The following is a 19,206-nucleotide window of genomic DNA, read 5'->3' as shown; positions in this document are numbered from 1 at the left end:
TGGTCACACCACCGGACTACGGTCACGCCTCGGGCTGTTCGCCAGTTGGCGGTTCATCCTCCTCGTATTCGTTCCACAAGTTCTCGAACACGACCGTTCGATTTCCCAGCGGCACTTCCTGTCGAACGGGCTTCAGCTTCACGGGTGTCGTTCGTTCGGCAAGAATTGCAGCATGCAGGTCGCGCGGCACATTGTCTGATGGCCCAACTTCATGCCTCAGCCTCATGAACTGCCGCCAGGTCGCGGGGGCGAGGGACTCGACTTGCGACACGCACCCATAGCTCTGAAAACGTGCGGCCGAGCGGCCAATCGCAAATAGACGAACCGGCAATGTGACGGACACGCGTCCCATGCGCATGGCTTGCACGAGAACGTCCATACCGAACTCACTGATCCAGCCTTCCACGGCCAGCGCCCAGGCGTCGACCTTGTCGACGAAATTCCGGGCCTTGCTCCTCTGCTTGGCAACGTCGTTCGAATTGAAATCCTGCCATTTCAGTTGAAACAGGGCGAGCTCGCCTGATATTGTGTCAAGCACAGCGGCATCAATGTCGGTGACGAGCTTGCCGTTCCGTCGAAGTCTGGTCGGACCCTGCATGCAGATGTATCGATCACCCTGAAACAGGCCGTAGAGTTCAGCGATCATCCAGCGCTCGCGATGCGCGAGAAGGTTGGTCGCGGCCTTGCTGTCGAAAGCTTCGTGAAGCATGCGGATGCCGTGAAAGGGATTGCGGAAGATGCTGCTGATGGGCGACAGCAGATAGTTGTCCGCAACTTCGATGAGCAGCGGAACGAAGGGCGTCACTTCACCCCTGAAGTACGAGGCATGTACGGACCTGACCGTCATCAGGTCAACCACCGCCGAAACTGTCTTCTCCGGCATCCTGGTGAACGTGGCGATCGACTCAATGAAATCATCGCGAGTCTTCCATATGGTGAGACTCATCGGGACGTTGATCTCGGGGTAGTGCTTGCGGGCAACGCGCACGAACTCGATATGCTTCAAATAGAAACTCATTGTCAGGAAGACCACTCTCTGGAGATCCCGCCCTGTTATGGTGCCAAGTCTCGTATCCGGGTGGATGCCCGCATCGTTGATGCTGTCGTCGAGATGTTCGCCCACCAGTGCCAGAAAGTACTGGTCGATATCGGGTGCCGCGCCATACCCCGTCATCGTCACCTTGTCGTTAGGCTTCCATGGGAAGACGAGGGCGCGAAGTCTCTCATCGAGATTCTCGATCTTGTTGTCGGCGATCAATTTGCTGAAGATGCTGTCGCCGGGCATGGAGTCTTCGAGTTGACGCAACTTGTCGTCTTCCAGCCTATCAAGGTAGTGGTCGATCGCGCATCGATCACTCATCCGGAAGGTAACGACATCATCCTCGATGCTGCATTCGGTCATGCCATGACGAACCATCTCGGCATTCTCCCGCATCATCGTCGCAGACCCGAGACCCATCAGGATCGCGAGTATTACGCGCCGAAACTCAGGGGTACTTTCCTGGGTGGGGATGCCCTTCAACCGGCCAACGTACGGCAGTAGCAACGCGAGGAAGGCGTTCCATCCCCTCATCATGACGGTGAATTCGAAGTCGGACAGGTAATAGTCCGGCGTCTTCGACATGACCTGAACAACGTGGTGCAGATCGGCCACCCGGCAGCCCTCGATCAGCAGCAGGGTCTGTGCGCCTTCGGGGAGCGCGGCCACTTGCGCCCGCTGCCGCTCGAATTCCGCTTCGGCGAGGGCTGCAAGCTGGTCGGCAAGTTCTGCGCGCGTTGTCATTCCATCAGCCTCGGGCGGATACTGGAGTGAGACGGCACCGCCTACAGTCGGTTGGCCCAGGAGTGGATCTCGCTCATGATCTGCTCAAATGTCGGCTTGCCGGCGTAATAGAGCGCACTGCTGCGCTCGTAGGCGTCAGCGTACAACGCGCGCGTTCCTGCATCGCTCAGGACGAAAGCCTGGTTCTCCGCGATGTTCTGATTGTCCGCCTGCCGGAAGCGGGCCTTCTTGTGCTCCTTGTATGGGGCGGTGCCGATGAACTCCTGGACGTCCGGCTGCTGAAGCAGTTCGTGGATGTCGTAGTAGTGCCGCATGAATTCGACCGGATCGCTTCCGTCCACCTGCTGATTGCGGAATTTGGCCGAGACAGTCTGAAGCTTCTCGACGAAGGTGTAGCCAGGATCGTAGCAAGGAACGGCTTTGGCCCGGTTGTCGATGATATCGACCTTGTCGGCGGCGTAGTCGTACATCCACGAACTGATGTCCTTCGGCTCGTTCGGCGCCACCGTGTCGAACCCGACCTCAAGCAGCACGCCTTCACGAAGGCCCTCCATCGCCTCGGTCACGCTGTCGTAGTTCAGTCTGATGCCGGCGCCTCTGTAGGCGGGAACATCATCAAAGGCGGTGTCCCGTTCAACGCTTGAGATGCCGTCGATCGTGATCGATTGGGTCAGCCAGTCGTAGAAATCCTTGCGGGTCTTGATCTGCGCGGGGCTGTTCTGGTTTTTGCCCGTCTTCACATCCCGTTCAGGCGGCGGCTCGATCAGGATATCGATGTCCTCCGAGAACCGGTTGATGATCTGGTGCCCCTTTGAAAGGGAGGTGCCGCCCTTCAACTGGAACGTATGACCAAGCTGCTGGAGGCCGTACAGGCAATGCATGATCCAGTAGTCTTTTTCGACCAGAGCAGGATCAATGCCTTTCTCGTCCGCCACGATCCGGATCAGATCCGCAAATTCCGGATGATTGTGGAGATAGTCACGCGGCATGATCCAGCCCCGCAGGTTCGAGCGTGCGCCGGAACAGCTTCTTTGTCCGCTCGCTGCCATATTCGCGGACAGCACGTCGCAGGCGCGGTCCATCCGACGCTGCCACGCGTTCGGTCACGCGCTTGAGAACCTCATCTTTCGCCTCGGCAAGCTGGTCGACATTGTTGACGAGATCGACCAGCAGAAACTCCTTCGTCAGACTCTTCGGAAAGCGCGGCTTCACGCGGAAGGCAAACCTGCGATTGCCCAGTTGAAAGTCACCATGGCGCTTGTGATTGTAGACAACTGTCCTGTCATAGAGCTGCGTCGTTCCGAGGCCCAGGCTGTTGTACGCGTTGGGTGAGGCCAGGAGAAACCGGTCATCCTTCAGGAAGGCACCAACAACATCCTTGTCGGAGGCGGGCGCCGGACCGAACGCGGTATCCTTCGGGCAGGCGTAGAGCCCCCCTGACAGCTTCTTCAGAACGCCCTGATCAACCAGTTGCCTGAGATGCCGGTCGACGGACTTCGACCACCGGCCCAGGTCCGCACGCCGGTAGGCGTGGCCGGGCTTCAGATGGCGCTTGAGTTCATCGAGCTTTGTCATGCTAACCAATATAGGACCAAATCGGCCATTTTGCAAGTTTTCTCATTGAAAAATCATGCAATATTCGGTCTATCATATTGATAATAGGTTACTTTATGAGGTCCGTTCGTCCTGCTGCACGCCCGTATCCTCGAAATGCTGCAATTCCCGCTCGTAAACCCGGATGATCTCCTGGACGGCTTCGATGCGCTTGCCGTCCCCTTTGTTCAGTCCCGCGTGCATCTCCCTGTAGCCCGCGAGACTCCGGGCAAGGTTTCTTCGGATGCGCTCCGGGTAGTCGAGCGATTCCACGCGCAGCCGCTGAGGAAATACACCCGAGAGTACGTAGGGGCGCCGCGGGCTTCTTTCATAGACATCGCGTTGAGCGGCCCATAGCGCGACGGCAAGCGGCTTGCCCCAATGCCCATCGAGGAGTCGCGTGACGACTTCGGAAGCCTCTATTGGAGTCACGGGAAACAACGTTCCGATGTAAGCACGGGCACCAGCGTAGGTTATGTCTGCCGCCAGCCTGTGCCACGAGACGCAGGCATTGTTGATGATGATCGGCGTCCCCATGCCGGCTATCGAATGCTGGGCGAAGATGAAATTGCTGTCAGACATCATCATTGCTGACGAACCGACAACACGGTCAATTATCTCTCTCTTGGTGTAGTTGAATTCGCTTGGGCCACCGTCCATCAGGCGATTGAAATCATGCACGGCTTCGCCGACGTACAATCTGGACTTGGCGACGCGATCCGTCCAATCGACGCCGTCGAGAGAGACAAAGCGGAAGAAGTGACCAACTTTCAGCATCTCGGGATTGTCCGTTCGCTGAAAGCCAACGGCCAGATCCACGACCATCGTGCGGAATAGTCCCTCGGAGTCCGTGTATTCATACGTCCGGCGATAACCGGAACTATCGCCGCAGTGTGTCGCGAAGATCAGAAGATCGTAGGGAAAATGCTCCATCATTTCGGACACGTCGCGCACGTTGGCGCCACGGTCCTGATACACGCGGATGAAGGCGCGCCGCGGCTCCATGAGGTCGACGGCAGACTGAATCTCCGGTGCGGGCGTGGTGCCCGGATCAACCAGCATCACGACGCCGGTACCAGGCTGACTCGGCTGTTCGGCCGCGAAACCATTGACCACCGCGCAGCCCAAAGCGGGATATATGAACAGATGCGTTGTGGGATGCTCCGGATATGCGAAACCGTACGGCAAGCGACCGATAAAGGTGATCGATCCTCCGTCAGGTACCGGGATTGATCCGCACAAGCCCAGCAATTCCTGCATAAGGCCTGCCTGGGCCTCCTGCGGCGTGCTCGCAGGCCGGTCGTTGAGCGAATAGAAGGCTTCAAGAATTTCGTCAGCCCGATCCCGGTCCACTTCCGGGATCAGAAATAGCCCGGCATCCAGGGCGTAAGCGTAGTTTGCTGCAATGACCTCGGAGATTTCCTCGCCCTGCTCGCAAACAACGATGTGCCCGCCCTTGGATGGAATCCACTCGTAAGGCGAGGGCTTGTCTTCGAACACGATCTCTTGTCCGGCGCAAAGAGCCTTAAGAAGCCCGATGCCAATGCGATCCCGACCCCATCTCAAAACCTGACGCTCGGGTCTCCGAGGAATTGCCGTTGCAATATCATCCGCAGATGAAATGCGAACGCAAGGGACGTGCCTGCGTGAATTCAGTGACTGGCTGAGCGCCTGGATGGCACTCTCGGGCAAGGCGGCCATGAAGGCCATCTTCGCGCGCGTTCGCCCCATCGCATTATGTCGCTGCAACACCTCAAGCCTGTGATCGGGTCGTTGCATTCGTGGCCCGTCGCAAACCCCCAGATAATGGCCCGGCGCAGCGAGCAACGAAGAGAGTTGCGCTGCAAGCTTCGCATCATCTGCAAATATGAAACGGTCGGCGAAGGGAGGAACGTGCATCTTTCACATCATCAGTTCGGGCCATCCAGGTTCATGAGTGCCGCCGCGCTGGCTTCCCACGGATTACGCTGCGATCTTGTCTTCCTTGTCCGCTCCCCGTGCAACGATTCTGAGTGCCGCGTCGGGCAAGGGTCGCTGCAAGCCCTTGGCTTCTTCCCACGGGGCGCGCATCCAGACATCCCGCTCTTCATCCGTGGTCAGAAGCACCGGCATGGCCTTCTCATGGATGGGCGCGACCACCGCGTTCGGTTCGGTCGTCAAAAATCCACAAACGAGGTGAGGACCGGGGATCGGTTTGGATTTGGTGCCGCGATCTCCCTTGAATTCGGTCCAGATGCCGGCGAATGCAAACAGTGGCCGGTCTTCATTCAGCCCGAACCACACCACATCCTTCTTGCCGGTGTCCGGGTTCGGCTCGGGTGCGTATTCGGCAAAGCTGTTCGCCGGCACGAGACAGCGGTTTTTCGGCTTCAGCCAGGCGCGCCAGTGCGGCGATGACGTGTTGCGGATGTTCGTGACCGGAAAATTGCCGGCGCGCGGGGGTGGCGGCATGCCCCAGCGCATCAACAACATCTCGCGTCCGGCATCCGTATTGCGCACGACCGGCGCCGGATAGTCGGGAAACACGCCCGTCATCGGCGGCAGGTTGCCGACATAGTGGTTGATCACACGGAAGAGACCCGCGATGGCCGACTGGTTGGTCGTGACGGAATAGAGATTGCACATGAGACTAGCGCTTCCTTGTTGTCGGAAACTGCGTTTCGATGATCCTTGTCCAGTTGGGCATTTTCTCGCACCGCGTCCGGCCACATCGGAAGCGTACCGCCAGTTCCTCCCCAATCAAGGTCTCACCGACATTCCTGCCGTTCAGATTCAGGATCGCGCATTTGCGTCCGTGGTTGCACGTGCCATCCCGCAGTTTTTGAACCGGGCACGAACAAGGGACTTCACCGAGATCAAGCGGTCCGGTCCGGATCAACTCCTTCAAGCGCTCCCTTGCGATCTGGCCGAGCGCCTTCTCATCAGCCGAGACGCCGCGCCAGGAAACATCGCCCGTTTCCGGCGCGTCGTAGCCAATCATGCGATAGCGCTGGTCGCCAACATCGATCGTGTCGCCGTCGACCACGTGAATCGCATTTGCGCTGATCGGCTCAGCCCTCGCAATCCCCGCCGCGAGCAGGCCGCATATCACAAGAACAAGCTTCAAAACCCTGCTCATCGTTCTCTCCAAACGGGCACACGTGCCCGACGCGATAGATCCTCGAGCTCCGCGCGCTTTCTCGCGATCAACAGGAGTGGCGCGGCATCGTCGAGGCCTGAACATCGAAGCTGGTGAATGGTCGCGGACAGCTCCGCGATCTGTCCGCGCAACGCCAGAATTTTCATGGGAACAGGATCGTCGTTCATATGTCAGCCACCACGAGGTGTTCCCTCTTCTCAATGAAAAGAACCAGATCGGCTTGCGCCCGCATCAGGCGCTGCGCGGCCGAGGTGCAATCAAGATCGGCCGCGATGAGCTCTTCGATTTCATGGGACTGCCGCCGCACGTTACGCCGGAGGCGAGCGATGTTGCGATTAAGCAGAACCAGATTCCGGTCCATCGTACGCCCCCGGCGAACTCGTTTTGCTGGCAACACGGGATCGCCATGTGTCGGCTTGCTCGCCGACACATGGTTGCCTGTCCGCAGAAGCCAGCTTCTGCGACACAACTATCCGACCATGTCCATCCGTGCCTCGAATAGAACAAAAGAAGAACTCAGAGTCAAGCGGACAACTTGAGGGCCGATGAGGCACGCTCCACGCACGGCCTCGGACATCCGCGACCGCAACAGACTAGAATGATGCGGCCGCGAGTTCCTGGGTGGTCCCATGGCTGTTGCGCGAAAGACAAGGAAGAAGCGGCGGGCCCGGCCCGAGCTGTCGTCGGTCTACTACGTCGTGCAGATCACTGACTGGGACTGGAGCTACGGTTTCAGCGTGAACGTCCCCAAATGGGAGGAGCGCCGGTACAGCGACTACCGCCACCTGCTGATCCGTGGGCGCGTGCTTCTTCCAACAAAACTCAAGCTCAAAGCCGATACGGCCGAGCTGGCCTGCCTTCCCGATGTTCGCCCGGAAGACATTGCGCACCGTGGCGAGCAGCCGCCACGTGGCGTCGGTCACCTCAGCATTTCCGACGGCAAACTGACGGGGAGTCTCTCGATGGCGTCCGATGCGCTCGACCCGGTCATACGCCTGCTGCTCGCGGGGCGGCTGAATTTCCTCGATCTCTATGGCGAACCGCTGCGCTATCGTCAGGCGCTCATCCGCTCCTACCAGATCGTGAACCAGCTGAAGGTCGAGGACTATCCCGACGACTGAAGCGCAGCCACTGACGGGTTCGGATTAACCCGGTGCGCTGATTTCAGTTCGAGAACGGACGGAGCACTTGCTTCTCATGCGCCGTCGGGGCCCACCCTCGGGCGATGCTGGGCCCATAAATTGCGCCGCAAACCACCGTGCACACGCCAAACACGATCGTCAAAATCTTCAAGTTTCGCGTAAACGCCTCGGGTAACATTTCATGCCCTCCATCCGCTCGTATCGCGCAGGCGAATTGCGGCGTGAATTGGGCGTCCGACGGCTACTCCCCAGTCGTGAACGTGTCTTACTTCGAGTTCTGCCAGATGAGGCTGCCGGCGAAACCGCCGAAGAGCTGGACGATTTGGTGAATCCGCAAGACGATCCTGTCGGTTTCAGCCACGACATCCGCACCCTCCGGCACCTTGAATATCTCGCGAACCGCGGCGCGATCACCCACCATGTCGCCTGGCGCGAAGTACCAGTTGTGTGGCTCGTCTCCTAGCGAGATCGACCCCGTTGCATCGGGATGCCTGGCGACCAGCGAGGTGAGGGCGCGCTCCATGACTTTCGGATCGTAGTGGAATGTCAGGTTGTTGCGGATGCGAGCCATGATTCTGTATTCGGCGCTGCCGATGAAGCCCAGAAGGCTGGCAAAGCCCTTCTTCGTGAATTTGTCGCTTCGATCCACCGCCTTCATCAGATCGTGGTTATCGCGGATTTCCTCGACGATCGTCAGCGCCTCGAAGATGTGCGAGATCTGCAAGCGCATGAAATAGATCTTGGCCCCGCGCTGGCGATGCTCCCGTTCCGTCTTCGGGTCTTCGGTCCAGCGGCGTTGTGCATCCGCCGCGAGGCTCATGTCGTTGATGACCGCCATCAGCCGCACAAGCACCGAGCCCAGTTCGCCCTTCGACGCAAGCGCGTCGAGCCGCGCATATTTGTGCGTGCTGCTTCCCACAAGCTCGGCCCCTGCTCACCTCACGTTGCGATTGATCGTGCCGTGCGCTTTCGGCGTCTGCAAGACAATTTCCGGCATGGATCGCGAGCCCGTGGCGAAGCCGATGGCCGCCACGATGGCGGCGTCACCTGTCGCGAGTGACAGACATTCCCAACTATTCCGCCTCAACTCCCAACCCTTTCGATCCGGTTTCGCCGCCATCGGTCAGCCGACGAAGGTGCTAAATGGCTGGATGGAGACGCGGTTGGCGCTGCGATCACGAAGCTGGACCGGAAGCTTTGGGCAAGCCGCTGCACTGCGCCATGGGATCAGAGCCAGATTACGCTTGAGGTGAAAGCCTTGGTGAAGCTAGTCTTGTGTCTGCAACTGAGGCGCGTACGGCAGTGACTGACGACGTTGATCTGGAGACGCGGCTGGCGGCCGCGATTACCGATCCCGATTTCGAGAAACTTGAACTGGCCATGCGCGAGCCGAACATCTTTCGGGCTCTTGCGATCGAAAGGCACGAAATCCGGCACTCGAACTTTTTCGCCTACCTGCTAGACCCGGGTGAAAATCACGGCTTGGGCGATATTCTCCTGCGGAAATTCCTGCGCGACATCTTTGCCGATACGCGCGCCCAAGGCCGCACGCTGTTCGATGCCGATCTGATGGATTTCGGCGAGGTCGATGTGCGGCGCGAGTGGAGAGGAATCGACATCCTGATCGATTTTCCCCACGACGTGATTGTGGTCGAGAACAAGGTCGATTCATCCGAACACTCGCAGCAGCTCAGCCGCTACAGAGGCGTGGTGGACGGCGAATTCGCCGCCAAGCGGAAGCATTTCGTGTTCCTGACGCCACTCGGATCGGACCCGGTCGATGAGGACGACCGCAAGGTCTACATCAACTACTCCCATGAACAGATCGCCAGCATTCTCGCCAACGTCCTTGAGCTCTATCGGGATTCGATAAGCGCCAAGACGGCACTCTATATCGAGGACTACCTGACCACCATCAATCGCGAGCTTCTCATGAATGACAGGCTGAACGACTTGGCGCGCAAGGTCTACAAGGCGCATCAGGCGGCTTTCGACTTTGTGTTCGAGAACCGACCCGATCCGGCCAGCGTCCTCTATCCCTATTTCGAGGAGGAACTGAAATCGCGTGGCTTTGTGATTGGGTCGCGCAACAAGGGTTTCGTGCGGTTCAGTTCGCGGGAACTGGTGGACCGGTTGCCCCGCAATGGCGTCGGCTGGCCGGACAAGGAGGTCTTCCTGTTCGAGATCGATTACTTCTGGTCGGATCAGAATGCCGTCGCCAAGGCAATCATCTCGCCCGGCAACGAAGGGATGCGCGAAGCGATCCTGTCGGCGGCCAAGGATCTGAAATTCTACCGCAAGCCTGAAGGAAAGAAATGGTCGTCCTTCTATCTGAAGAAGACGAAATTCGTCGCATCCGAGATTTACAACGAGGATGAGGGCGACATCAGAGCCAAGGTCAAAAGAGTGGTTGATGGCATAGAAGCTGACGCGAACGAGATATTCGCGACGATCGCCAAGGCGTTTCCAGCGGCCGCCTAGCGCGCGATGAGACGCGTTCGGTCGATGGCGATTGTGGCTAGCTAGCACCCGGATCGTCGAGCCCGAAGCGCAGCGGGCCGCCGTCAACACGATCGCGAGGCATCAGGCCACCGCATTCGGCATCCAGCCATGCGCTGACGACTCTTCGGACGAACTCGCGGGCCTCAAGCAGGTTCATCAGTTCGTCCTGCGCGAGATTGGCGTTGCGTTTGGACATGCCGTGACGGCCAAAGGCACGGTTGTTGGCCGCCATCGTGAAAGCCTTCAGCGCCTGGCGCTGCGCCAAACCCGTCTCCGGCAGCTTGTCGAGCGGCGTTCCGTGATGTCCTGCAATGTCTTCGAGCAGTCGATAGTATTCGGACCAAGACGGCTGGCCCGCCAGCACCGAGGCCGCGTAAGCGGCCATGGGGTTTTCACTCATGAACGTGACACGCTTCGGGAGCAACTCCCTGAGAGAGACATGCCGGTTCGCGGTGATCGCGCGAGTCGGGCGGTTCGGAACAGGTGAGCCAAACACCGCTTCCCCGCCGCCGCCCTTCACCTGCCATGACGCTGAGACTGGCACGACGGGTTTGAAGTTGCTGTCCGCGAGGGTGGCGTAACCATTGAGAGGCGCAATGATCTCTCGCGCGATCCAGCCCCTTTCCAGAAATCGCGCTCCGATGACCGGCAAGCATCCCGGTCCGGTAACATGTGTTTCCTGATGGTCGGTGTTCTTGACGCGGTCAAGCACTCCGTCCTTGGTCCCTTCGATCGCCGTGACGACGTGAAGATCGGGATACACGCCTTCCGGGAAAAGCAGGCTCAGGGCATAGAGGTCGTCGACGTGACCGTGGACGCGAATTTTGACAACCGGCTCGCTCAAGCGTTTGTCCTCCTCGAATCGGTCTTTTGCGGCGCGAGCAGTTATCCCTCAGCATACTCCTCATCAACAATAGTGTTGCCGTGAGCCGATTGCATCGCTGCGTTGACGAGCCGCTCGGTAGATCGATTCGCCTGCTGTCGCCGCAGGCTCGTCGTTTGTCGCGGTTTTGCGGGCACAAAACCGCTATTGGTTAGAGGTCGTTGGTGGTCTCGCCTTCCTTGACCTTCCGGACAGACTTCCAGTTGGTCCAGATGCCGGCGAAGCAGGCGAGGGGACGGGTCTCCTCGAGCGCGAACCAGATATCACCGCCCTCAGCCTTGTTGAACTCCGCTGAACGAGTTGAACGGCACTATGCAGCGATTTTCGACGCCGAGCCAGCGGGCCCAGTGTTTGCTCTTCACATTGCGGATGTTGGTGGTGCCGCCGTCCGGCTCCATGCGCAGCAATTCCTTGAAAGCCATTGCCTTGCCCTTGGCCTGCAGCTTCTCGGCTCGCTTCTTGGTGGCGTCCATCAGCGCCTTTGACGACGACGGCATTCCCCACCGCGCCGTAGTAAGTTCGCGGCCCTCAGCCCCGTTGCGCACGATCGGTGCCTGGTAGTCAGGAAAGACCCCAGGCATCGGCGCTAGATTGCCGACGTAACGGTTCACGACACGAAACAGCTCGCTGATCGCGGCTTGGTTGGTCGTGATCGAATAAAGATTGCACATCGGTCAGGATTCGGTTCGAGGATGGCGCGGCTGCCACGTCAACTGTAGCAGCGTCGCGGATGGACGCCGGCCCGCCCTGGCGCATTTGCGGCAGCGCAGACGGCTGGCGAGATCGTGCACGAAGGTGGTCGGCGGGTGCTTCATCGCCGCGAGGTCCACGTCGCTCGGCGTCTTGCAACGCGCGCATCTGATCTCCAGCCAGGGGAAACCTCCGTTCACGGCCTGATCGATGGTCGGCGACGGATCTATCGGTTCGCCGTCACTCCACATCCGCTCGTTCCAGCTTTCGCAAAGCAACCTATCGGCTTGCTGGATCATCGCCTCGCCTTTGGCCCGCATCTCCGCCGATTGGGTTGCCAGCATGCTAGCCATCGCGCGTGCCTTGCCGAGCTCTTTCACCAGAGCCTTGCGATCGCCGCCCGATAGGGGCGTGGGGTGATACTTCGGGGCCATCCGGACATCCAGGCGCAAAGAGATCGGATCGGCAAATCCAGAGCGACTACGGCGTCTCGAACGCTGGCCAGCACCCATCTTCTTCATGCCTGCCGCTGCGCTGCTGGCAGGTGTTGTCGAGCAACCCCTGCGCCACGTCCTTCCAGAGCGCGTTGTTGCCATACAGTCGAACGGCATCGGCGGTTCGGATTTCCACGGTCCGCTCGCACCGGCGGCAGGAGACGCGCAGCACGTGGCGCTGGATTTCGAGGAGACGTCGTTGCCGGATCTGAGCCCCGGTCGTGCCGGCGAAAGGGTCTTTGAGGACGGATTCCCAGTATTCGGCCGGAAGCGGCCCATCCGGAGCCGCAGTGGAAGGGCTCGGCCTACGGGCGGCTTCAGTGGCCAGCTTTTCCATTTGCTTCGGGGTCAGCATGCGCCAGCTCGCGGGTCGGTCGGTCATGCCCGAATTAGAACATAACAAGAACAAATGTCGAGTCCGACGAGGGCACTGCTGAGAAAAATCCTCCCATGGGACGGGGCGCAATGTCGGAACCATGGCGGGCCGTTCGTCTTGAATCCGGCATCAGTAATGGAGTTCCCCGCGATGGCCCCTCGCGCCAACTGGAAAGGCTTTCTGCGTCTTTCCCTCGTCACCTGTCCGGTCGCGCTCTATCCGGCCACCTCGGAATCCGAAAAGGTGTCGTTCAACCAGCTGAATCGAAAGACAGGCCATCGGATCAAGTACGCCAAGGTCGACGCCGACACCGGCGAGGAGGTCGACAACGAGGACATCGTCAAGGGCTTCAAGGTCGATACCGATACCTTCATCGAGGTGACCAAGGAGGAGCTTGAGAACGTCGCGCTGGAATCGACGCGAACCATCGAGATCGACGAGTTCGTCGACCGCAGCGAGATCGATCCGCGATATCTCATTCGTCCCTACTACCTGCGTCCTGACGGTAAGGTCGGGCACGATGCCTTCGCCGTCATTCGGGAAACCATCCGTGAGATGAACAAGGTCGCGATCGGTCGTGTGGTGCTGACCAATCGCGAGCACATCATCGCGCTCGAGCCGCTCGATAAGGGGCTGATGGGCACGCTGCTGCGCTATCCCTACGAAGTCCGTTCCGCGGATGAGTATTTCGACGACATTCAGGATGTCAAAGTTACCAAGGACATGCTTGATCTCGCCAAGCACATCGTCAACCAGAAGGCGGGCCACTTCGAGCCGGACAAGTTCGAAGACCAGTACGAAACCGCCCTCATCGATCTCATCAACCAGAAGCGCGCCGGCAAGCCCATCACCGCGAAAGAGCGACCGCGTGGCGAGAATGTCGTTGATTTGATGGACGCGCTGCGCAAGAGCATTGGCGGCGAAAAGGCGGCAGCGACAGAGGCACCGAAGAAGCCAGCCAAGAAGGCGCGCAAGGCGACCGCCAGGCAGAAGGAAATGCTGATGCCGATTGCCGGCAAGAAACCGCCCAAGGAGGTCGCGGCGAAGAAGCCGGCAGCCAAACCGCAGCGGAAGTCGGCGTAGGGTATCCTTGCGGTGGATTCACGGAAAGCTCGCTCCGGCACGCCGGATCCGTCGAGATATTTCCCGGGCAGGCCGCTCTGTGCGGCCGCTTTGGAAGTTCTCTCCTCGCGAGGTAGACAGCACGGCTGATCGCATGGCGGCGGTCAGCGGGTCGGTGCGGGGAAACCTCTCATGGCGAGAAAACTGAAGACCTACCAGACCTCGCTGGGCTTCTTCGATCTGGCGATTGCTACTCCCTCCATGAAAGCGGCTCTGGAAGCGTGGGGCGCAGACAGCAATCTCTTCCACCAGGGCGCAGCGACGGAAAGCGACGATCCGGACATCATCGCCGCGACCATGGCAAAGCCCGGCGTCGTTCTCAGGCGCCCGGTTGGAACAGACCGACCTTTCAGCGAACATGCCGAACTGCCCACCGATCTTGGCGGCGGCGGACCAACGAAAGCCGCCCGCAAGTCGAAAGGCCCAAAGGCGAAGCAGCCTTCCTCTCGCCCCGTCGACAAGGCTGCGGAACGAAAGGCCGCTCTCGCCTTCGAAAAGGAGCAGAAGCGGCGCCAACTTGAACAGGCGAAGGAAGAGACTGCCAGGCAGAAGGACCGTGAACGCCGTCAGCAGGCGGTCGACAAGGCGCAGGCTGCGCTGGACAAGGCTAAGCAAGAGCACGCGAAGCGGGCCGGCGCCATCCAGGCCGAAGTCGAGGCTCTCGAGAAGAGATCGCAGGCCGAAGAAGCCCGCTGGGATAAGGAGAAGGAGCGATTGGAAGCTACGCTGCGGCGCGCGCGGGGTTAGTTTCCGTTATGCTCGGCGCCGGTCCTTCTAATCAGGAGGGCATTCTGGGCAGGCATCACCGATCGAGTTCAGCACGTCGCGAACCTCGGCCGCCGCTGCATCAGGGGAGACGCCTGCGGGCGGGTCTCCACGGGCGATATCGAAGGCCCGCTCCCTTGCATGCGGATCGGCGCGGTCCTGCATCCAACCGTGCTCCTCGCACTCGCGGATGGCGCCAGCTTCCTGGAGCACGTCAATCGCCCATCCACGCATCGTCCGTATCGCCGGTCTTCGTTCACTTTTCATCAGCATAGGAATAGCTCCTGATACGGCGAATCGTTTTGTCCGTCATTCGTTCCGGCCGATAACACATGGCTGGGATTCGCAACGGCGGGAGCTCGAGGTCTGGTTCGAATTTTTGGCGCGCAGACACCAAGTCCCTGAACTTAGTCTTCCTGGCTTTTTGTTTGGGCGCGTGCGGCAAGTGCCGCACCGGGCTCTCGTGAACCGAGCCGCAAGGCGTCTCGGCCATCCGGCTTCGATCCCTCGCGCGATCATGAGTCGCTCGCCGGAGGCACTCGCGTTAGGGGCCGCCGTCATTTCATGCCGGCGCCGCTATCACTGCCCCGAACGCGGGTGCCTTGTTAACCGGTCTCGCGACTGCACTCGGTCGCGGGTCCCGCCGTCATTTCATGCCGGCGTCGCTATCACTGCCCCGCGCCGGGTGCCTTTGCCTTCCCTTCGCTCCGCGCTCTTCGGGCTTCCATCACTTTTGCGAAAGGAGGCTGCGCTGCCGCGAAGACCATTCTCTCAGAGAATCGTGGCGTCACCGTCGCTGGAAGTGGCGGTATTGATGCTTCGCGCAAGAGCAGATCATGCCCTCGCCGGGCAGAAACGAAAAACCGGCCCTTTATGCAGTAGCTAGCTGCACAAAGGGCCGGCCTTATGTTGCCTTGCCGCGCTAGTGAAACGGATGCAAAGGACATTTCAGATCCTTTGGACAGGTTCGCTTTGCGTCCGGGTTGCGGCGACCCGCAGGCGGCAATCTCTCAGTCGGAGATACGACTACTTCTTTTTCTTTGAGGTCTTCTTTGCCACCTTCTTGGTGGCTGCCTTGGCGGTCTTCTTTGCCTTCTTCGCTTTCTTGGCCATGTCGTCCTCTGTAAAAAACTGGCTCAGTGAACATGCGCACGCCGTGAATCGACATGCGCAACATTGAGACGATATCACAAATGCAAAATTGATACCAACGAGTGGTGAGATCGCTCTTGAGTCGCTCGCCGGGCTTTCATCCCTAACGCCAAGACGCGGCGCGACGGCGAATCCACTTGTCAAAGAGCGCGTCGCGTCACCGTCACTGAGAGTGAGAGTGCGGGCCGGGTCTGCCGCGACGGGTTGAAGATCGGAGGAGAGGCTTCCGGTGCCCGTCGCGGAGAACCGCGATGCCTGGACATACCGCCCGAGTTCGCGCCGGCAAAGACCGCGCGAGCCTTTACACCGAAATCACCGACAAGATCATCGCCGAGCTGGAGGCCGGCCGTATCCCGTGGGTGCAGCCATGGGGGACGGCGGCGATCAAGGCGCCGCTCGCCATGCCGCGCAACGCGTCGACGCAGCGCGGTTATTCCGGGATCAATGTGCTGATCCTGTGGGGTGCCGTTATCGAGCACAGCTTTTCCGGACAGAGCTGGCTCACTTTTCGCCAGGCGCTTGGGCTTGGCGGTTACGTCAGGAAGGGCGAACGGGGAACGACCGTCGTCTATGCCGATCGCTTCACCCCGGACGACGAACGTCGGCGCGCCGCGGAGGCCGGTGAAGAGCCGGGCGCCATCCCGTTTCTCAAGCGTTTTACGGTCTTCAACACGGACCAGTGCGATGGCTTGTCGGAGGGGGTCGCTGCCTCGGTCGTCCCGCCGCCACCAGATCAGATTGAGCCCCGAGCCGAGGCGTTGATTGCCGCCACCGGCGCGGATTTCCGCATCCGGGGCGCGCGCGCCTACTACAACACGACGGGCGATTTCGTGCAGGTGCCGCCACCGGCGGCCTATTTCGAACCGATCAATTGGCACCGGACCGCATTCCATGAACTCGGTCATTGGACCGGCCAGGCGTCCCGCCTCAACCGCGACCACTCCGGTTCGTTCGGCTCAAAATCGTACGCGCGAGAAGAACTGGTCGCCGAAATAGCGGGTGCCTTCGTTTGTGCCTCGCTCGGTATCGTGCCGACCGTGCGCCACGCCGACTACATCGGTTCCTGGCTGGAGGTGCTGCGCGAGGATAATCGCGCCGTCGTGCGCGCCGCGAGCGCGGCATCGAAGGCCGCTGATTTCCTGCTCGCCTTTCTGCCCCCCGCGATCGATTCCATCGTTGAGGGCAATGAGGAGGCCGCGTGATGCATCCGCACGTCGTCTCAGTGTCCGCCTACAGTTGGTGCTGCGCGTCAGAGAGTGAGAGGAGCGCCGGTTTGCCAGTGACGGGTAGGAGGTCGAGAGAGAGTCTTTCGGCCGCCCGTCGGAGAATCCGACATGGCAAGCGCTGTTCAGAAAATCAAAATCAGTCCCTCCCGCGATATCCCCTTCAACAAACTGGTGCTCAGCCAGTCCAACGTCCGCCGCGTGAAGGCCGGCGTCTCGATCGAGCAACTGGCGGAGAGCATCGCTCAGCGCACGCTGTTACAAAGCCTGAGCGTCCGTGCGGTCGCCGATGCCGACGGCCAGGAGACTGGTATGTTCGAGGTGCCGGCTGGTGGACGCCGCTACCGCGCGCTCGAACTGCTGGTCAAGCAGAAGCGCATGGCGAGGACGCAACCTGTCCCCTGCGTTATTAGGGATGGTGGCATCGCCGAGGACGATTCCCTCGCGGAGAATGACGAGCGGGTCGGCCTGCACCCGCTGGATCAGTTCCGCGCGTTCAAGGTGTTGCATGACGGTGGCATGAGTGAAGAGGATATCGCCGCGCGGCACTTCGTCCCGCCAGCGATCGTCAAGCAGCGCCTGCGTCTGGCATCGGTGTCGCCGAAGTTGCACGACGTCTATGCCGCTGATGGCATGACGCTCGAGCAGTTGATGGCCTTTTCCGTCACGGCCGACCAGGCGCGTCAGGAGCAGGTCTGGGATAATGCCAGCAGATCCGGCAACGACGAGCCATATCAGATCCGGCGGATGCTGACGGAGAATACCGTGCGCGCTTCCGACCGTCGCGCCCAGTTCGTCGGCCTTGACGGTTACGAGCAGGCCGGCGGCACCGTTTTGCGGGACCTTTTCGAGCACGATGACGGCGGCTGGCTTCAAGATGTCCCTTTGCTCGACCACCTTGTGACAGAAAGGCTCAAGGCCGAAGCCGAGACCATTGCCGCCGAGGGGTGGAAGTGGATTTCCGTGGCCGTCGATTTCCCCTACGGCCATGCGACAGGCCTGCGCGAACTGGAGGGCAAACCTGTCGACCTGTCCCCTGACGAGCAGGTCACCATCGACGTGCTGATCGCCGAACAGGCCAAGCTTGAATCCGAATACCAGGATGCTGACGAATTGCCCGACGACGTCGATCAGCGTCTCGGCGAGATCGAAGCTGCACTGACGGCGCTCGAAGACAGGCCGGTGCTCTACGATCCGACCGAGATCGCCCGAGCTGGCGTCTTCGTCAGCATCGATTCCGAGGGACGCCTTTCCGTGGACCGGGGTTACGTCCGGGCAGAGGACGACAAGCCGGCAACTGATCCTGATGTCGGGCGGGCCGCCGATCCGTTATCGCCCGAAGGGCAAAAGGCAATCACTTCCGTCCAGCGCACGGTGATCGTAGTCGCAGGTAGACCGGTCGATACCGAAGAAGATGACGATGCGGCCAAACCTCTGCCGGATCGGCTCATCACCGAGCTGACGGCGTATCGCACGCTGGCGTTACGCGATGCACTGGCAGAAAATCCCGCCATCGCATTCCAGGCGGTATTGCACAACTTCGTGCTGACCGCATTTTACCGGTTCTCGTCTTCTGGAAGCTCTCTTGAGATCGGACTTCGTGCGCCGACCTTTCCCGCTCAAGCCCCCGGCCTGAGGGAGAGCGCGTCCGCGAAGGCCGTTGAGGCGCGGCACGAGTCCTGGAAAGCACGGTTGCCGAAGGGCGAGAGCGATCTTTGGGATGCGCTCACAGCTCTCGACGGTGCCGCTCAGGCGTCCCTGTTCGCTCACTGCGCATCATTTGCGGTCAACGCTCTCTACGAGCCAGCCAACCGCTACAATCAGGGCCATGTCTCCGCCCACGGCGCCCGCACGCGTCTCGACCAGGCAAATGTGCTGGCGCGCGCGGTCGGGCTCGACATGGTGCAGGCCGGCTGGCGACCGACCGCCGACAACTATCTCGGCCGGGTCACCAAGCCTCGCATTCTGGAGGCGGTGCGGGAAGCACGGGGTGAATCTTCCGCACAACTGATCGACCACCTGAAGAAAGCTGACATGGCCAAGGAGGCTGAGCGGCTTCTCGATGGTTCGGGTTGGTTGCCGGAACCGCTGCGTCTCGTCGATCCCAGCGTGTCGTCGGCGGAGCAGGAGGGTGAAGCCAGCCCACTGCCCGAATTCCTCGCCGACGATGAGGATCGGGAGAACGCCGGCGACGATGACCCGCAACAACTCGATGCGGCTGAGTGACATCAGAGAGCGGGATGGCCTGGCCATCCCGCAGTTGCTTGGGGACCGGTGTGCAGCGCCGGTCCCCATTCTTATGGGCGAGGGCTGAGAGGGAGAGCTGGGCCGGGAAGGGTTCG

The 19,206-nt window shown here is 60.3% G+C and carries 19 protein-coding genes and 1 pseudogene; 6 read left to right on the top strand and 14 right to left on the bottom strand.

Annotated features, from left to right (window positions below):
- Positions 1–22: 22 nt before the first annotated feature.
- From AABA84_RS01505 to AABA84_RS01475, 7 genes are all read right to left on the bottom strand, one after another.
- Complete coding sequence (locus AABA84_RS01505; protein ID WP_338311126.1) at positions 23–1,783, bottom strand: hypothetical protein; 1,761 nt, start codon at positions 1,781–1,783, stop codon at positions 23–25.
- Positions 1,784–1,824: 41 nt separating this feature from the next.
- Positions 1,825–2,772: a nucleotidyl transferase AbiEii/AbiGii toxin family protein gene (locus AABA84_RS01500; RefSeq protein WP_338311125.1), complete on the bottom strand. Its 948-nt coding sequence runs from the start codon at positions 2,770–2,772 to the stop codon at positions 1,825–1,827.
- Complete coding sequence (locus AABA84_RS01495; RefSeq protein ID WP_338311124.1) at positions 2,762–3,358, bottom strand: hypothetical protein; 597 nt, start codon at positions 3,356–3,358, stop codon at positions 2,762–2,764. The genes AABA84_RS01500 and AABA84_RS01495 overlap by 11 nt, the downstream gene beginning before the upstream one ends.
- A gap of 93 nt (positions 3,359–3,451) precedes the next feature.
- Positions 3,452–5,275, bottom strand: a complete 1,824-nt coding sequence (locus AABA84_RS01490) for a hypothetical protein (protein ID WP_338311123.1) — start codon at positions 5,273–5,275, stop codon at positions 3,452–3,454.
- Positions 5,276–5,338: 63 nt separating this feature from the next.
- Positions 5,339–6,001: an SOS response-associated peptidase gene (locus tag AABA84_RS01485; protein WP_338311121.1), complete on the bottom strand. Its 663-nt coding sequence runs from the start codon at positions 5,999–6,001 to the stop codon at positions 5,339–5,341.
- Between the two features lie 4 nt (positions 6,002–6,005).
- Complete coding sequence (locus AABA84_RS01480) at positions 6,006–6,494, bottom strand: thermonuclease family protein (RefSeq protein WP_338311119.1); 489 nt, start codon at positions 6,492–6,494, stop codon at positions 6,006–6,008.
- A gap of 184 nt (positions 6,495–6,678) precedes the next feature.
- Positions 6,679–6,876: a hypothetical protein gene (locus tag AABA84_RS01475; RefSeq protein WP_338311117.1), complete on the bottom strand. Its 198-nt coding sequence runs from the start codon at positions 6,874–6,876 to the stop codon at positions 6,679–6,681.
- Between the two features lie 268 nt (positions 6,877–7,144).
- Between AABA84_RS01475 and AABA84_RS01470 the strand changes: the two genes are divergently transcribed.
- Positions 7,145–7,636 carry a hypothetical protein gene (locus AABA84_RS01470; protein WP_338311116.1) on the top strand — a complete coding sequence of 164 codons (492 nt, stop codon included), beginning with the start codon at positions 7,145–7,147 and terminating at the stop codon, positions 7,634–7,636.
- A 286-nt stretch (positions 7,637–7,922) separates the two neighbouring features.
- On the opposite strand, the gene AABA84_RS01465 is transcribed toward AABA84_RS01470, so the two are convergent.
- Positions 7,923–8,495 carry a hypothetical protein gene (locus AABA84_RS01465; protein WP_338311114.1) on the bottom strand — a complete coding sequence of 191 codons (573 nt, stop codon included), beginning with the start codon at positions 8,493–8,495 and terminating at the stop codon, positions 7,923–7,925.
- Between the two features lie 464 nt (positions 8,496–8,959).
- Here AABA84_RS01465 and AABA84_RS01460 point away from each other — a divergent pair, with 464 nt between their 5' ends.
- Complete coding sequence (locus tag AABA84_RS01460; protein WP_338311113.1) at positions 8,960–10,138, top strand: PDDEXK-like family protein; 1,179 nt, start codon at positions 8,960–8,962, stop codon at positions 10,136–10,138.
- 37 nt (positions 10,139–10,175) lie between these two features.
- On the opposite strand, the gene AABA84_RS01455 is transcribed toward AABA84_RS01460, so the two are convergent.
- The 4 genes and pseudogenes from AABA84_RS01455 to AABA84_RS01440 all read right to left on the bottom strand — a co-directional run bounded on the left by AABA84_RS01455 (position 10,176) and on the right by AABA84_RS01440 (position 12,608).
- Positions 10,176–11,003, bottom strand: coding sequence for a hypothetical protein (locus tag AABA84_RS01455; protein WP_338311112.1), 828 nt, complete (start codon positions 11,001–11,003; stop codon positions 10,176–10,178).
- A 193-nt stretch (positions 11,004–11,196) separates the two neighbouring features.
- Positions 11,197–11,713, bottom strand: a pseudogene (locus tag AABA84_RS01450) (SOS response-associated peptidase); the annotation flags it as partial.
- A gap of 3 nt (positions 11,714–11,716) precedes the next feature.
- Entirely contained in the window at positions 11,717–12,166 is a 450-nt protein-coding gene (locus AABA84_RS01445) for a hypothetical protein (protein WP_338311481.1), read from the bottom strand.
- Between the two features lie 46 nt (positions 12,167–12,212).
- Positions 12,213–12,608: a hypothetical protein gene (locus tag AABA84_RS01440; RefSeq protein WP_338311111.1), complete on the bottom strand. Its 396-nt coding sequence runs from the start codon at positions 12,606–12,608 to the stop codon at positions 12,213–12,215.
- A 144-nt stretch (positions 12,609–12,752) separates the two neighbouring features.
- Between AABA84_RS01440 and ku the strand changes: the two genes are divergently transcribed.
- Both ku and AABA84_RS01430 read left to right on the top strand, forming a co-directional pair.
- A complete protein-coding gene (gene ku, locus AABA84_RS01435; RefSeq protein WP_338311110.1) occupies positions 12,753–13,685 on the top strand; it encodes a non-homologous end joining protein Ku in 933 nt (310 codons plus the stop codon).
- Between the two features lie 171 nt (positions 13,686–13,856).
- Positions 13,857–14,471, top strand: coding sequence for a cell envelope biogenesis protein TolA (locus AABA84_RS01430; RefSeq protein ID WP_338311109.1), 615 nt, complete (start codon positions 13,857–13,859; stop codon positions 14,469–14,471).
- Positions 14,472–14,498: 27 nt separating this feature from the next.
- Here AABA84_RS01430 and AABA84_RS01425 read toward each other — a convergent pair whose 3' ends face one another.
- Both AABA84_RS01425 and AABA84_RS01420 read right to left on the bottom strand, forming a co-directional pair.
- Entirely contained in the window at positions 14,499–14,762 is a 264-nt protein-coding gene (locus tag AABA84_RS01425; protein ID WP_338311108.1) for a hypothetical protein, read from the bottom strand.
- Positions 14,763–15,411: 649 nt separating this feature from the next.
- Positions 15,412–15,666, bottom strand: coding sequence for a hypothetical protein (locus AABA84_RS01420; protein WP_338311107.1), 255 nt, complete (start codon positions 15,664–15,666; stop codon positions 15,412–15,414).
- 226 nt (positions 15,667–15,892) lie between these two features.
- Between AABA84_RS01420 and AABA84_RS01415 the strand changes: the two genes are divergently transcribed.
- Together AABA84_RS01415 and AABA84_RS01410 are read left to right on the top strand one after the other, a co-directional pair.
- The gene (locus tag AABA84_RS01415; protein WP_338311105.1) at positions 15,893–16,843 is read left to right on the top strand and encodes an ArdC family protein; all 951 of its coding nucleotides are present in this window, start codon (positions 15,893–15,895) and stop codon (positions 16,841–16,843) included.
- Between the two features lie 132 nt (positions 16,844–16,975).
- Positions 16,976–19,090 carry a ParB/RepB/Spo0J family partition protein gene (locus tag AABA84_RS01410; protein ID WP_338311103.1) on the top strand — a complete coding sequence of 705 codons (2,115 nt, stop codon included), beginning with the start codon at positions 16,976–16,978 and terminating at the stop codon, positions 19,088–19,090.
- The last annotated feature ends 116 nt before the right edge of the window (positions 19,091–19,206 follow it).

Origin of the sequence: Bradyrhizobium sp. TM239 (assembly GCF_036247985.1) — a bacterium.
Classification (GTDB): domain Bacteria; phylum Pseudomonadota; class Alphaproteobacteria; order Rhizobiales; family Xanthobacteraceae; genus Bradyrhizobium; species Bradyrhizobium ottawaense.
The sequence above is the reverse complement of the archived record's forward strand: the minus strand, read 5'-3'. Positions and strand labels throughout refer to the sequence as shown.